The sequence below is a fragment of the Ornithinimicrobium humiphilum genome (genome assembly GCF_006716885.1).
GTDB classification, from domain to species: Bacteria; Actinomycetota; Actinomycetes; order Actinomycetales; family Dermatophilaceae; genus Ornithinicoccus; species Ornithinicoccus humiphilus.
In genome coordinates this window covers 761,166-775,429 of the sequence record NZ_VFPU01000001.1, presented here as the reverse complement: position 1 = coordinate 775,429, position 14,264 = coordinate 761,166, and the positions used below count along the sequence as shown (strand labels likewise).

Here is a 14,264-nt window from a genome sequence, read left to right as displayed (position 1 = left end):
TCATCCTTCCAGCGCACCGTTGCCCGGACCGTGAGGGGGGTCTCGCTGCCGGACCCCTTGACAGCCCCCATGTTGTGAGCGCTAACGTAGCGGCTCGAGTGAGCGCTCACAACCCTTGAGCTCAGGAGGCAGACGGGGGAGGAGCGCGCAACGACCTCAACGGCGAGGAAGGAGACCGATGAACCCCGCCGAAACTCTCCGGTCGACCAGCGGAGAGCCTGCCACGGACGGCACCGCCGCCACCCCCGACGCCCTCGTCGTCGGGGTCGACTACGGCACCCTGTCCGGTCGAGCCGTCGTCGTCCGCGTCCGCGACGGCCAGGTGCTCGGGTCCGGCGTCCACGCCTACCCGCACGCCGTGATGGAGCGCGAGCTCACCGCCGGCCCCGCCGCCGACGCGGGCAGCCCTGTCGTCCTGCCCCCGGACTGGGCGCTGCAGGTGCCGGCGGACTACGTCGACGTGCTCAAGGTCGCCGTGCCCGAGGCGCTGCGCCAGGCCGAGCGCGAGCACGGCGTGCGCGCCGAGCAGGTCGTGGGCATCGCCACCGACTTCACCGCCTGCACGATGGTCCCGACCACCGAGGACGGCACCCCGCTCAACGAGCTGCTCGACCTCGCCGACCGGCCGCACGCCTACGTCAAGCTCTGGAAGCACCACGCCGCCCAGCCGCACGCCGACCGCATCAACGCCCTGGCGCACGAGCGCGGCGAGCCGTGGATCCGCCGCTACGGCGGCCTGATCTCCTCGGAGTGGGAGTTCGCCAAGGGGCTGCAGCTGCTCGAGGAGGACCCCGAGGTCTACGAGCGCACCCGGCACTGGGTCGAGGCGGCCGACTGGATCGTCTGGCAGCTGTGCGGCAGCTACGTCCGCAACGCCTGCACCGCCGGCTATAAGGGCATCCTGCAGGACGGCGCCTACCCCTCCCGCGACTTCCTCGCGGCGCTCAACCCCGACTTCGCGGGCTTCGTCGACGACAAGCTCGCCCACCCGATCGGCGCCCTCGGCAGCCGCGCGGGCGGCCTGACCGCCGAGGCCGCCGCGTGGACCGGCCTGCCCGAGGGCATCGCGGTCGCCGTCGGCAACGTCGACGCGCACGTCACCGCCCCGGCGGCCAACGCCGTCGAGCCCGGCCAGATGGTCGCGATCATGGGCACCTCCACCTGCCACGTCATGAACGGCGACGTGCTGCGCGAGGTCCCCGGCATGTGCGGCGTCGTCGACGGCGGCATCGTCGACGGCCTGTGGGGCTACGAGGCCGGCCAGTCCGGCGTCGGCGACATCTTCGGCTGGTTCGTCGAGCACGGCGTGCCGGCCGGCTACCACGAGGAGGCGGCCGCCCGCGGCATCTCCACCCACGAGCTGCTCACCGAGCTGGCCGCGGCCCAGGAGGTCGGCGCGCACGGGCTCGTCGCGCTCGACTGGCACTCCGGCAACCGCTCGGTGCTCGTCGACCACGAGCTCTCCGGCCTGGTCGTCGGGCAGACGCTGGCCACCCGCGCCGAGGACACCTACCGCGCGCTGCTCGAGGCGACCGCCTTCGGCACCCGGGTCATCGTCGAGGCGTTCGACGGCGCCGGCGTCCCGGTCACCGAGCTCATCGTCGCCGGCGGCCTGCTCAAGAACCGCTTGCTCATGCAGATCTACAGCGACGTGACCCGCCTGCCGCTGTCGACGATCGCCACCGACCAGGGCCCGGCCCTCGGCTCGGCGATCCACGCCGCCGTCGCCGCCGGGCACTACCCCGACGTCCGGACGGCCGCGGCCGCGATGGGCAAGGTCCACCGCGCCGTCTACACCCCGGACGAGGAGCGTGCCCGGGTCTACGACCGTCTCTTCGCCGAGTACCGCCTGCTCCACGACCACTTCGGCCGCGGCGGCAACGACGTGATGCACCGGCTCCGGGCCCTGCGCCGCGAGGCCCTCGGCGTCGCGCCGGTCCCCGCGGCCGACCCCGCGCCGGCCGGGGCGGTGGCGCCGTGAGCCTCACCGCATACCCGCAGGAGGTCCGGGACGAGATCGCCCGCACCCGCGAAGTGGTCGCGCGCCTGCACGCCGAGCTCCCCCGCTGGGAGCTGGTCGTGTGGACCGCCGGCAACGTCTCGCAGCGCGTCCCGGGCGCCGACCTGTTCGTCATCAAGCCGAGCGGCGTCACCTACGACGAGCTCACGCCCGGGGCGATGGTGGTCTGCGACCTCGACGGCGAGCTGGTGGACGGCGACCGCTCCCCGTCCTCCGACACCGCGGCGCACGCCTACGTCTACCGGCACCTGCCCGAGGTCGGCGGCGTGGTCCACACCCACAGCACCTACGCCACGGCCTGGGCGGCGCGCGGCGAGGAGATCCCCTGCGTGCTGACGATGATGGCCGACGAGTTCGGCGGGCCGGTCCCGGTCGGGCCGTTCGCGCTCATCGGCGACGACTCGATCGGCCGCGGCATCGTCGAGACCCTGCAGCGATCCCGCAGCAGGGCCGTGCTCATGCAGAACCACGGCCCCTTCACCGTCGGCACGGACGCCCGCGCCGCGGTCAAGGCGGCGGTCCTCGTCGAGGAGGTCGCGCGCACGGTGCACGTCGCCCGCCAGCTCGGCGACCCGCTGCCCATCCCGCAGGCCGACGTCGACCGCCTCTACGACCGCTACCAGAACGTCTACGGCCAGCGGCCGACCCCCACCCCCGAGCCCCAGGAGATGCCTCGATGACCAAGCCCTACGGCGAGCGCGAGATCTGGTTCTGCACCGGCAGCCAGGACCTCTACGGCGAGGACACCCTGCGCCAGGTCGCCGAGCAGAGCCAGGCCATCGCCGCCCGGCTCGACGCCGCCGACGCCGTGCCCGCCAAGATCGTGTGGAAGCCGGTCCTCAAGGACCGCGACAGCATCCACCGGATGGCGCTGGAGGCCAACGCCGACGAGCACTGCATCGGGATCATCGCCTGGATGCACACCTTCTCCCCCGCGAAGATGTGGATCGCCGGCCTCGGCGCGCTCGACGTGCCGCTGCTCCACCTGCACACGCAGGCCGACGTCGCGCTGCCCTGGGCGACGATCGACATGGACTTCATGAACCTCAACCAGGCCGCGCACGGCGACCGCGAGTTCGCCTACGTGCAGACCCGGATGGGCGTGCGCCGCACCACGGTCGCCGGCCACGTCTCGAGCGAGACGGTCCAGCGCCGCGTCGGCAGCTGGATCCGCGCCGCCGCCGGCTGGGACGCCGTCCGCTCGCTACGGCTGGTGCGCTTCGGCGACAACATGCGCAACGTCGCGGTCACCGAGGGCGACAAGACCGAGGCCGAGATCCGCCTCGGCGTCTCGGTCAACACCTGGGGCGTGAACGACCTCGTCGAGGCGGTCGAGGCCGTCGCCGACAGCGACGTCGACAGCCTGGTCGCGGAGTACGAGGACCTCTACGACGTCGTGCCCGAGCTGCGCCGCGGCGGCGAGCGCCACGAGTCGCTCCGGTATGGCGCACGCCAGGAGCTCGCGCTGCTCTCCTTCCTGGAGGGCGTGGGTGCCGGTGCGTTCACGACCACCTTCGAGGACCTCGGTGGGCTGCGGCAGCTGCCCGGCCTGGCCGTGCAGCGGCTCATGGCCGCGGGCTACGGCTTCGGCGCCGAGGGCGACTGGAAGACCGCGATCCTGGTCCGCGCGGCCAAGGTCATGGGCGAGGGCCTGCCCGGCGGCGCCTCCCTCATGGAGGACTACACCTACGACCTCACCCCGGGCCAGGAGCTCATCCTCGGCGCCCACATGCTCGAGATCTGCCCCTCGCTGACCACGACGAAGCCGAGCCTGCAGGTCCACCCGCTCTCGATCGGCGGTCGCGAGGACCCGGTCCGCCTGGTGTTCTCCGCCGACGCGGGCGAGGGCGTGGTCGTGGCGATGTCGGACATGCGGGAGCGCTTCCGGCTCACGGCCAACGTCGTCGACGTCGTGACGCCGCCGGCCGCGCTGCCCCGGCTCCCGGTGGCCCACGCCGTGTGGCGCCCGCGTCCCGACTTCGCCACGTCGACGGAGTCGTGGATGGCCGCCGGCGCCGCGCACCACACCGTCCTGTCGACCCAGGTCGGCGTCGAGGAGTTCGCCACCCTCGCCGAGATGGCCGGCACCGAGCTGCTCGTCATCGACGAGCACACCACCACCCGCGGCTTCGCCGACCAGGTCCGGTGGAACGCCGCCTACCACCGGCTCGCCCAGGGCCTGTGAGGCACCACGTGAAGAACATCCAGATCAGCACCCGCTTCACCAGCACAACACAAGGAGTGAGCATGACCAGCAGGATCCGACGCATCACCGCCATCGCCGCGGTGGGCACCCTGGCCCTCTCCCTGGCCGCCTGTGGCGGCGAGGGCGCGGGCGACACCGGCGGCGACGCCAGCGCCCCCGCCGGTGGCGACGGCGAGACGCTCAAGGTCGGCGTGGCGATGCCCACCCAGACCTCCGAGCGCTGGATCGCCGACGGCGAGGCCGTCAAGGAGGGCCTGGAGGAGAAGGGCTACGAGGTCGACCTCCAGTTCGCCAACGACGACATCCCGACCCAGTCCCAGCAGATCGACCAGATGATCACCAACGGCGCCGACGCCCTGGTCATCGCGGCGATCGACGGCACCGCGCTGTCCAGCCAGCTGGACGCCGCGGCGTCGGCCGACATCCCGGTCATCGCCTACGACCGCCTGATCCGCGACAGCGAGAACGTCGACTTCTACGTGACGTTCGACAACGAGAACGTCGGCGTCCAGCAGGCCACCTCGCTGCTCGTCGGCCTCGGCATCCTCGACCAGGACGGCAACGAGACCGGCGAGAAGGGCCCGTTCAAGATCGAGCTCTTCGCGGGCTCGCTCGACGACAACAACGCGCACTTCTTCTGGAAGGGCGCGATGGACACCCTCCAGCCCTACCTCGACTCCGGGGTGCTCGAGGTCCCGTCCGGCCAGACGGAGATCGAGCAGGCCGCCATCCTGCGCTGGCAGCAGGAGACCGCCCAGAAGCGCATGGAGGACCTGCTGACCAGCTCCTACGGCGGCGGCAGCGAGCAGCTCGACGGCGTGCTCTCGCCCTACGACGGCCTGTCGCGCGGCATCATCACCGCGCTGCAGAACGCCGGCTACGGCGAGACGATCGAGGACGGCCTGCCCGTCGTCACCGGCCAGGACGCCGAGATCGCCTCGGTCAAGCTCATCAACGACGGCGTGCAGTTCGCGACGATCTTCAAGGACACCCGCAAGCTGGCCGCCCAGGCGGTCGTCTCCCTCGAGGCCTTCCTCGAGGGCGGTGAGCCGGAGGCCAACGACACCGAGACCTACGACAACGGTGTGAAGGTCGTCCCGTCCTACCTGCTCGAGTCCGACATCGTCTACAAGGACACCATCCAGAGCCTGCTCGTCGACTCCGGCTACTGGACCGCCGAGGAGGTCGAGTCGGGCGTCGCCGAGTGACCTCGGCCTGACCGACTCCAGCAGCACCGGTGATCCCGGGCCCGGCCGCCCCGCGCGGCCGGGCCCGGGGGACCCACCCCCAGCCCGACCCGGGCAGCACACGCCATACCCCTGCCCATCACGGTGAGGACCCCCGATGACCGACTCGATCCTGCAGATGCGGGACATCACCAAGACGTTCCCCGGCGTCAAGGCGCTCCAGGACGTCAACCTGGACGTGCGCCGCGGCGAGATCCACGCGATCTGCGGCGAGAACGGCGCCGGCAAGTCCACCCTGATGAAGGTGCTGTCCGGCGTCTACCCGCACGGCAGCTACGAGGGCCAGATCCTCCTGGACGGCGAGGAGGTGCGCTTCTCCTCGATCAACGACAGCGAGGCGAAGGGCATCGTCATCATCCACCAGGAGCTGGCGCTCATCCCCCACCTGTCGATCGCCGAGAACATGTTCCTCGGCAACGAGCGCCGCGGCACCCTGGGCCTCATCGACTGGCACCGCACCAACGCCGACGCCGCCGAGCTCATGGCCCGCGTGGGGCTCAAGGAGCAGCCGGTCACCAAGATCGGCCACATCGGCGTCGGCAAGCAGCAGCTCGTGGAGATCGCCAAGGCGCTCTCCAAGGACGTCAAGCTGCTCATCCTCGACGAGCCGACGGCCGCCCTCAACGACACCGACTCCGAGCACCTGCTCGGCCTGCTGCGCCAGCTCAACGCCAACGGCGTGACCTGCATCATGATCTCCCACAAGCTCGGCGAGATCGCCTCGATCGCCGACCGCACGACGATCATCCGCGACGGCCGCACCGTCGAGACGCTCGACATGAGCGACCCGGGGGCGACCCAGGACCGCATCATCCGCGGCATGGTCGGCCGCGACCTCGAGCACCGCTACCCCGAGCGCGAGCACGTCATCGGCGAGGAGATCTTCCGCGTCGAGGGCTGGACCGTCGACCACCCCACCCAGGCCGGCCGGCGCGTCGTCGACGGCGCCTCCCTCACCGTCCGGGCGGGCGAGGTCGTCGGCATCGCCGGGCTCATGGGCGCCGGCCGCACCGAGCTCGCCATGAGCCTGTTCGGCCGCAGCTGGGGCCGCTACGTCTCCGGCACGACCTACGTGCACGGCCGCGAGGTCCGGATGCGCACGGTCGACGAGGCCATCGAGGCCGGGCTCGCCTACGCCACCGAGGACCGCAAGTTCTACGGCCTCAACCTCGTCGACGACGTGCGGCACAACACCAGCGCCGCGGGCCTGGACAAGATCTCCCGCGCCGGGTGGGTCAACGGGCTCGAGGAGCTGCGGATCGCCAACGACTACCGCAAGAGCCTCAACACCAAGACGCCCACCGTGCTGGCCCCGGTCGGCAAGCTCTCCGGCGGCAACCAGCAGAAGGTCGTGCTCGCCAAGTGGCTCATGACCGAGCCGGAGATCCTCATCCTCGACGAGCCCACCCGCGGCATCGACGTCGGGGCGAAGTTCGAGATCTACACGATCATCAACCGGATGGTGGCCGCCGGGAAGGGTGTCCTGGTCATCTCCTCCGAGCTGCCCGAGCTGCTGGGCATCTGCGACCGCATCTACACCCTCGCCTTCGGGCGCATCACCGGTGAGGTCCCGATCGAGGACGCCACCCAGGAACGGCTCATGGCCCTCATGACCATGGAGAAGGAGACAGTCCGATGACGACGCCATCGACCCTGGACGTCCAGGAGTCGTCGACGCAGCCCCAGGAGCCGGCGTCGACGATGAACATCCGGGAGATCATCACCAGCAACCTGCGGCAGAGCGGCATCCTCGTCGCCTTCGTGGCGATCGTGGGGCTGTTCTCCCTGCTGCACCCCAACTTCCTGTCGCCGGGCAACATCACCAACATCGTCCTGCAGTACTCCTACATCCTGATCCTCGCGATCGGCATGATCATCGTGATCATCGGCGGGCACATCGACCTCTCGGTCGGCTCGCTGGTGGCGCTGACCGGCGCGACGTCCGCCGTGCTCGTGGTGCAGAACGGCATGCCCTGGTACGTCGGCGCGCTGGCGGCCATCGGGGTCGGCCTGCTCGCCGGCGCCTGGCAGGGCTTCTGGGTCGCCTACGTCGGCATCCCGGCCTTTATCGTGACGCTGGCCGGCATGCTCATCTTCCGCGGCCTGACCTTCCTGGTCCTCGACAGCATCTCGCTGTCCCCCTTCGGCGGCACCTACTACAAGATCGCCAACGGCTTCCAGAACGGTCTGCTCGGCGGCCGCGGGGTGGACGTCTTCACCCTGGTCATCTTCGCCATCGGCGTGGTCGGGTATGCCGTGAACGCCTGGCGCGGGCGCCGCGGCGCCATCCGCTACAAGCAGGAGGTCGTCGGCCTGCCGCTGTTCGTCCTCAAGATCGTGCTCGTCGCCGCCGTCGTCATGTGGTTCGCCTACCAGCTGGCGACCAGCCGCGGCCTGCCCAACGTGCTGATCCTGCTGGCCTTCCTCGTGCTCATCTACGGCATGATCACCCAGCGCACCGTCTTCGGCCGCAACGTCTACGCGATCGGCGGCAACCTCAACGCCGCCAAGCTGTCCGGCGTGAAGGTCAAGAAGGTCAACTTCCTCATCTTCGTCAACATGGGCCTGCTGGCCTCGATCGCCGGCATCGTCTTCTCCTCGCGCATGAACGGCGCGCAGCCGGGCGCGGGCAACATGTTCGAGCTCGACGCGATCGCCGCCTGCTTCATCGGCGGCGCCGCGGTGACCGGTGGTGTCGGCCGGGTCGGCGGCGCCATCATCGGCGGCCTGATCATGGCCGTCATGAGCAACGGCATGCAGCTCATGGGCATCGAGCAGTCGACGCAGCAGGTGGTCAAGGGCCTGGTGCTGCTGCTCGCGGTCGCCTTCGACGTCTGGAACAAGCGCCGGGCGGGCAACTGATGACGGGACCGACCACCGTGCCGCAGCGCACGGCACCGCGCCTGGGCCGCGAGCTGTCCGTCGTCGGCCTCGGCTGCTGGCAGCTGGGCGCCGACTGGGGCGAGGTGCCCGAGGAGCGGGCCGTCGAGATCCTCGAGGCGGCCGCCGACGCGGGCATCACCTTCCTCGACACCGCCGACGTCTACGGCGACGGCCGCTCCGAGCGGCTCGTCGGGTCGTTCGTGCACGGGCGGGGCCGCGAGCGGTTCACGGTGGCGACCAAGATGGGCCGCCGCGCCGACCCGCACACGGCCGAGCAGTTCACCCCCGACAACCTGCGGCGCTGGAACGACCGGTCCCGTGAGCTGCTCGGCGACGACACGCTCGACCTGGTGCAGCTGCACTGCCCGCCGCCGGAGGTCTACGCCCGCGACGACGTCTTCGACACCCTCGACGAGATGGTCGAGGAGGGCCGGATGCGTGCCTACGGCGTCTCGGTCGAGACGGTGGCCGAGGCGATGTCCGCGATCGCCCGGCCGCACGTGGCGAGCATCCAGATCATCCTCAACGTCTTCCGGCGCAAGCCGCTGGAGGAGGTGACCGGCGCCGCCGCCGAGGCGGGCGTGGCGATCATCGCCCGCGTGCCGCTCGCCTCCGGTCTGCTCACCGGGAAGTTCGACGAGACCTCGACCTTCTCCCCGGACGACCACCGCGCCTTCAACCGGCACGGCGAGGCCTTCGACGTGGGGGAGACCTTCTCCGGCGTCCCCTACGAGGTGGGTGTCCAGGCGGCACGGGAGTTCTCCGCGATCGAGGGCCCGGGCACGCCGGCGCAGCGGGCGCTGCGCTGGATCGTCGACCAGCCCGGCGTCACCACGACGATCCCCGGCGCGAGCAGCCCGGAGCAGGCACGGGCCAACGCCGCCGCGGCCCTGCTGCCGCCCACCACCGAGGAGGCGGAGCGGGCCTACGCCGAGCTCTACGACCGGCTGGTCAAGGAGCACGTGCACGACCGCTGGTGACCTGATCGGCACACGAACCGGTCGCCGTCCTCCGGGACGGCGACCGGTTCTCGCTGTCTAGCGGCCCAGGGCTGGTGCGCCCCGACCGTCGGGGTCCCACCGGGCGACCAGGTCGAGCCAGTCGCCCCACCGGGGGTAGAGCGCGGCGGCGTCGGTCGCGGTCTCGTCGCAGACCTTGCCCCAGTGCGGCCGGGCGCCGAACGGCGCGAGCCGTGCCTGCAGCTCCGGCACCACGGCGGCAACGGCCGTCGGGTCGAGGTGCCAGGTGAGGTGGAGGGCGACGGCGTCGGTGCCGGAGGCGCCGCTGAGCCAGAGCTCGTCGGCCGCCACCGTGCGGATCTCGCAGACCTGCAGCACCGGCGCGATCCGTGCGGCTATCCCCCGCAGCGCCTCGATCGCCGCGACCGCGTGACGACGCGGGACGAGGAGCTCGGTCTGGATCTCGCGGCCCGCCGACGGCGTGGCGTCGAGTCGGAAGTGCGGCAGCCTCGTCCACCACGGCCCGGGGCTCCCCTGCTGCGGGGTGGCCGGTGCCGGGTCGAGGGACGGTATGGCGTGCCGCGGCCCGTCCGCGGGCCGCCCGCCGAGGACGTCCACCGGATCGGGCCCGGCGGGCCGGTCGGTGCGGCGCTTGACGAAGACCTGGTCCAGCAGGTCCGGGGAGGTCCAGGTCGTGAACATCGACACGCTGTAGCCGAGCGAGGTGGCGGCGTCGAGGTCGGCGAGCACGCGGTCGAGCGGCACCTGCTCTACGACGGTCTGGGCCACGTCATAGGTCGGCTCGACCGCGAGCTCCAGCGCCGTGACGACCCCGAGCCGCCCGAGGTTGACGACCGCACCGGGAAGGTCGGGATGGGCCGCGTCGACCCGCCGCAGCTCGCCGTCCCAGCCGACGACCTCCAGCGCGGTCACCTGCGTCGCCAGCGACCCGACCCCGTCGCCCGAGCCGTGCGTGCCGGTCGCGACCGCCCCGGCGACCGTGATGTGGGCCAACGAGGCGAGGTTGGCCAGCGCCCAGCCCGCCTCGTCGATCACCGGCGCGACGTCGCCGTAGCGCGCACCGCCCTCGACCCGGACCACCCGCCGCTCGGCGTCGACCTCGACCGAGACCGGCAGCCGCGCGGTCGACACCTGCGTCCCGGTCGTGTCGGCGACCCGGCTGAAGGAGTGGCGCGAGCCCAGCGGCCGCGGGGCCTCGAGGGTGGGCAGCAGCCGCTGCAGCTCCGCGACGGAGCCGGGCTCGACCAGGTGCGTGGCGGCATACCTCAGGTTGCCGCCCCAATTGGTGCGCATCCCCCCATCCTCTCCTCTCGGCCGCCGGACCCGCGGACGAGCGCACCCGGGCCACGGAAGACCCAGGGCGCAGCACGGGCCGGGCCCCTCACACGCCCTGAGGAGGGACCCGGCCCGTCACGGCACCGCCGCGCCGCGGTTCAGCGGGTGCTGAACGCCGCGTCGAAGGCCGCCTCAGGAGCCGGGAAGGCGAACCGACGCACGAACTCCAGGGCCTCCGGGGCACCGACCATCCGGTCCATGCCCGCGTCCTCCCACTCCACCGACAGCGGCCCGTCGTAGCCGATGGCGTTCATCATCCGGAAGGCGTCCTCCCACGGGACGTCGCCGTGACCGGTGGAGATGAAGTCCCAGCCGCGCCGGGGGTCGGCCCACGGCAGGTGGCTGGAGAGCCGGCCGTTGCGGCCGTTGCCCACGCGCTTCTTCGTGTCCTTGCAGTGCACGTGGTAGATCCGGTCGCGGAAGTCCCACAGGAAGCCGACCGGGTCGAGGTCCTGCCACACCATGTGGCTGGGGTCCCAGTTGAGCCCGAAGGCCTCGCGGTGGCCGATCGCCTCCAGCGTGCGGTGCGTGGTCCAGTAGTCGTAGGCGATCTCGCTGGGGTGCACTTCGTGGGCGAAGCGCACGCCCACCTCGTCGAAGACGTCGAGGATCGGGTTCCACCGGTCGGCGAAGTCCTGGTAGCCGGCGTCCACCATCTCCGCCGAGGCCGGCGGGAACATCGCGACGTACTTCCAGATCGAGCTGCCGGTGAAGCCGGTGACGGTGCGCACGCCGAGCCTGGCGGCCAGCCGCGCGGTGTTCTTCATCTCCTCGGCGGCGCGCTGCCGCACACCCTCGGGGTCGCCGTCGCCCCAGACCCGGTCGGACAGGATGTCGCGGTGCCGCTGGTCGATCGGGTCATCGCACACCGCCTGGCCCTTGAGGTGGTTGGAGATCGTCCAGACCTGCAGGCCGTTGCGCTCCAGCACCTCCTTCCTGCCGGCGACGTAGTCGTCGTCGTCCCAGCGCCAGGGGTCGAGGTGGTCGCCCCAGCAGGCGATCTCCAGCCCGTCGTAGCCCCACTCCCCCGCGAGCCGGGCCACCTCCTCGAAGGGCAGGTCGGCCCACTGGCCGGTGAACAGCGTGACCGGTCGGGTCATCGTGCGGCTCCTTCCAGAGTCTGTGCGTTCTCGGATATGCGGTGCAGGCGCCCCTCGTCGGCGTGCGAGGCCTCCACGGCGTCGAGCACCCGCTGGACGGCCAGGCCGTCGGCGAAGGACGGCGTGGGCTGCTCGCCGGCGGCGATGGCGTTCACCAGGTCGACGACCTGGTGGACGAAGCCGTGCTCGTAGCCCAGGCCGTGGCCGGGCGGCCACCACGCCGAGACGTAGGGGTGGACCGGCTCGGTGGCCAGGATCCGGGTGAAGCCCTGCTCGCCGGCGGGCGCGTCGGCGTCGTAGTGCTGCAGGACGTTCATCTCCTCGAAGTCGAAGGCCAGCGACCCGCGCGAGCCGTTGACCTCGATGCGCATCGCGTTCTTGCGGCCCCACGCCATGCGCGTCGCCTCGAAGACGGCGGGGGCGCCGGACTCGAGCCGGGCCGTGAAGATCGCGACGTCGTCGACGGTGACCGGGCCGCGCTCGGTGCCGGCCACGCCGCCGAGCCCGGAGAAGCTCTCCGCCCGCGGCCGCTCGCGGATCACCGTCTCGAGCATCCCGGAGACGGCGGCCACGCGCTGGCCGGTGACGAAGTGGGTCAGGTCCACGATGTGGGCGCCGATGTCGCCGAGCGCCCCGCTGCCGGCGAGCGCCTTGTCGGTGCGCCAGGACAGCGGCGTCTGCTCGTCGGCCAGCCAGTCCTGGAGATACTGGCAGCGCACCTGGCGGACCTCGCCGATGCGACCGTCGGCCACCATCTGGCGGGCCAGCGAGACCGCGGGCACGCGACGGTAGGTGAAGCCGACCATGGAGCGGACGCCGCTCGCGGCGGCGCGCTCGGCCGCGGCGGTCATCCGCTCGGCCTCGGCGAGGGTGTTGGCCATCGGCTTCTCGACCAGCACGTGCTTGCCGGCCTCGAGCGCCGCGACCGCGATCTCCTCGTGGCTGTCGCCTGGGGTGCAGATGTCGACCAGGTCGACGTCGTCGCGCTGCACGACCTCGCGCCAGTCGGTGGCGACCTCGGCCCAGCCGAGGTGCCTGGCCGCCTCCTCTGCCCGATCGCGGGACCGGCCGACGAGGACCCTCATCTCGGGGTCCAGCGGCAGGTCGAAGAAGCGGGGGGCGACGCGCCAGGCCTGGGAGTGGGCCCGGCCCATGAAGGCGTAGCCGATCATGGCGACCCGCAGGGGGGTCTGGGTGCCGTTCATCTCGTCCTCTCGAGTCGTCGGGGTGGGGGTGGCCGGGGTCCCCGGCCGGCCGGTGGTCGGCCGGCCGGGACCGCGCGGGCGCCGATCAGGACTCGAAGGCGCTGTCGAGGTACTGGTCGACGTTCTCGGCCGTGACGACCGGGGCGTAGAGCTGGATCATCCGGGGCACCTCGACCTCGACGAGGTCGCTCATGCCCTTGGACTGGGCGACGAGGCGCGCCAGCCGGATGCCGTCGGCCGCCTGGGTCGACGGGTAGATGACCGTCGCCTCGACGACGCTGTCGCCGGACTGGATCTCGCGCATCATGTTGGCCGAGCCGGCGCCGCCGACGACGAAGAACTCGTCACGGCCGGCGTTCTCGATGGCCGCGAGGACGCCGACGCCCTGGTCGTCGTCGTGGTTCCAGATGGCGTCGATCTTGGGCGCCGCCTGCAGCAGGTTGGCGGCCGCGGACTCGCCGCCCTGGACGGTGAAGTCGGCGGCGACGCGGTTGTCGACGTCGAGGCCGCACTCGGACAGCGCGTCCTTGAAGCCCTGGCTGCGGTCCTGGGTCAGCGGCAGGTTGTCGATGCCCGCGATCTCGGCCACGACGGCGTCGGACTGGCCGCCGAGCCGGCTGCAGATGTACTCGCCGGCGCTGCGGCCCATGCCGTAGTTGTCGCCGAGGATCGTGACGCGGGCCGCCTCCGGGGCGCTGAACTCGCGGTCGACGTTGATGACCGGGATGCCCGCCTCCATGGCCTCGGTCGCGATCTCGGTCAGCGCCGCGCCGTCGAAGGGCAGCAGGACGATGGCGTCGACACCGTCGTTGATGAAGGTCTCCACCTGCGAGATCTGCAGGTTGACGTCGTTGGTGCCCTCCGCCACGCGCAGCTCGATGTCGCCGTACTTGGCGGCCTCGGCCTCGGCCGCGCTGGTGATGGCGCCCATCCAGCCGTGGTCGGCCGCGGGGGCCGAGAAGCCGATGACGACGGTCTCGCCCTCCTCGTCGTTGCCGCCGGCCGCGGGCGCGTCGGTGCTGCCGCCGCCGGAGTTGTCGGAGGTGCCCTGCGCGGTCTCGTCGTCGCCCTGCACCTCCTCGGCGGTGTTGCCGGTGCAGGCGGTGATCAGGGTGAGGGACGCCAGGACGGCGATCGCGCCGGAGGTGCGGCGCAGGCTGCGGATGCGTGCCATGAGATGTCTCCTTCGACATGAGGGGTGGCGCCGGGCGCCGGGTGGGTGGTGGATGGGTGGACGGGTCGATGGGTATGCGTTGGGCGCAGCGGGGGGGCGGTGGGCCGGGACGGG

General features: G+C 71.8%; 11 protein-coding genes. 7 read left to right on the top strand and 4 right to left on the bottom strand.

Going from position 1 to position 14,264, the window contains the following annotated elements; translation table 11 throughout:
• Positions 1 to 178: 178 nt before the first annotated feature.
• The 7 genes from araB to FB476_RS03500 all read left to right on the top strand — a co-directional run bounded on the left by araB (position 179) and on the right by FB476_RS03500 (position 9,336).
• Positions 179 to 1,981 carry a ribulokinase gene (gene araB / locus FB476_RS03530; RefSeq protein WP_141817558.1) on the top strand — a complete coding sequence of 601 codons (1,803 nt, stop codon included), beginning with the start codon at positions 179 to 181 and terminating at the stop codon, positions 1,979 to 1,981.
• Positions 1,978 to 2,700, top strand: coding sequence for an L-ribulose-5-phosphate 4-epimerase (locus FB476_RS03525; RefSeq protein ID WP_141817557.1), 723 nt, complete (start codon positions 1,978 to 1,980; stop codon positions 2,698 to 2,700). Before araB ends, FB476_RS03525 begins: the two co-directional genes overlap by 4 nt.
• Positions 2,697 to 4,205 (top strand): L-arabinose isomerase, encoded by a 1,509-nt coding sequence (gene araA, locus FB476_RS03520; RefSeq protein WP_141817556.1) that lies wholly within the window; start codon positions 2,697 to 2,699, stop codon positions 4,203 to 4,205. Before FB476_RS03525 ends, araA begins: the two co-directional genes overlap by 4 nt.
• 62 nt (positions 4,206 to 4,267) lie before the next feature.
• A complete protein-coding gene (gene chvE / locus FB476_RS03515; RefSeq protein WP_141817555.1) occupies positions 4,268 to 5,434 on the top strand; it encodes a multiple monosaccharide ABC transporter substrate-binding protein in 1,167 nt (388 codons plus the stop codon).
• A 136-nt stretch (positions 5,435 to 5,570) separates the two neighbouring features.
• Complete coding sequence (mmsA, locus tag FB476_RS03510; RefSeq protein ID WP_141817554.1) at positions 5,571 to 7,112, top strand: multiple monosaccharide ABC transporter ATP-binding protein; 1,542 nt, start codon at positions 5,571 to 5,573, stop codon at positions 7,110 to 7,112.
• Positions 7,113 to 7,174: 62 nt separating this feature from the next.
• Positions 7,175 to 8,335 carry a multiple monosaccharide ABC transporter permease gene (mmsB, locus tag FB476_RS03505; protein ID WP_141819805.1) on the top strand — a complete coding sequence of 387 codons (1,161 nt, stop codon included), beginning with the start codon at positions 7,175 to 7,177 and terminating at the stop codon, positions 8,333 to 8,335.
• Between the two features lie 17 nt (positions 8,336 to 8,352).
• Positions 8,353 to 9,336 (top strand): aldo/keto reductase, encoded by a 984-nt coding sequence (locus tag FB476_RS03500; protein WP_425563826.1) that lies wholly within the window; start codon positions 8,353 to 8,355, stop codon positions 9,334 to 9,336.
• 57 nt (positions 9,337 to 9,393) lie between these two features.
• On the opposite strand, the gene FB476_RS03495 is transcribed toward FB476_RS03500, so the two are convergent.
• The 4 genes from FB476_RS03495 to FB476_RS03480 all read right to left on the bottom strand — a co-directional run bounded on the left by FB476_RS03495 (position 9,394) and on the right by FB476_RS03480 (position 14,150).
• Complete coding sequence (locus tag FB476_RS03495; protein ID WP_141817552.1) at positions 9,394 to 10,629, bottom strand: FAD-binding protein; 1,236 nt, start codon at positions 10,627 to 10,629, stop codon at positions 9,394 to 9,396.
• A 140-nt stretch (positions 10,630 to 10,769) separates the two neighbouring features.
• The gene (locus tag FB476_RS03490; protein WP_141817551.1) at positions 10,770 to 11,771 is read right to left on the bottom strand and encodes a sugar phosphate isomerase/epimerase family protein; all 1,002 of its coding nucleotides are present in this window, start codon (positions 11,769 to 11,771) and stop codon (positions 10,770 to 10,772) included.
• Positions 11,768 to 12,976, bottom strand: a complete 1,209-nt coding sequence (locus FB476_RS03485) for a Gfo/Idh/MocA family protein (protein ID WP_141817550.1) — start codon at positions 12,974 to 12,976, stop codon at positions 11,768 to 11,770. Before FB476_RS03485 ends, FB476_RS03490 begins: the two co-directional genes overlap by 4 nt.
• Positions 12,977 to 13,061: 85 nt before the next feature.
• The gene (locus FB476_RS03480; protein ID WP_141817549.1) at positions 13,062 to 14,150 is read right to left on the bottom strand and encodes a substrate-binding domain-containing protein; all 1,089 of its coding nucleotides are present in this window, start codon (positions 14,148 to 14,150) and stop codon (positions 13,062 to 13,064) included.
• Positions 14,151 to 14,264 lie beyond the last annotated feature (114 nt).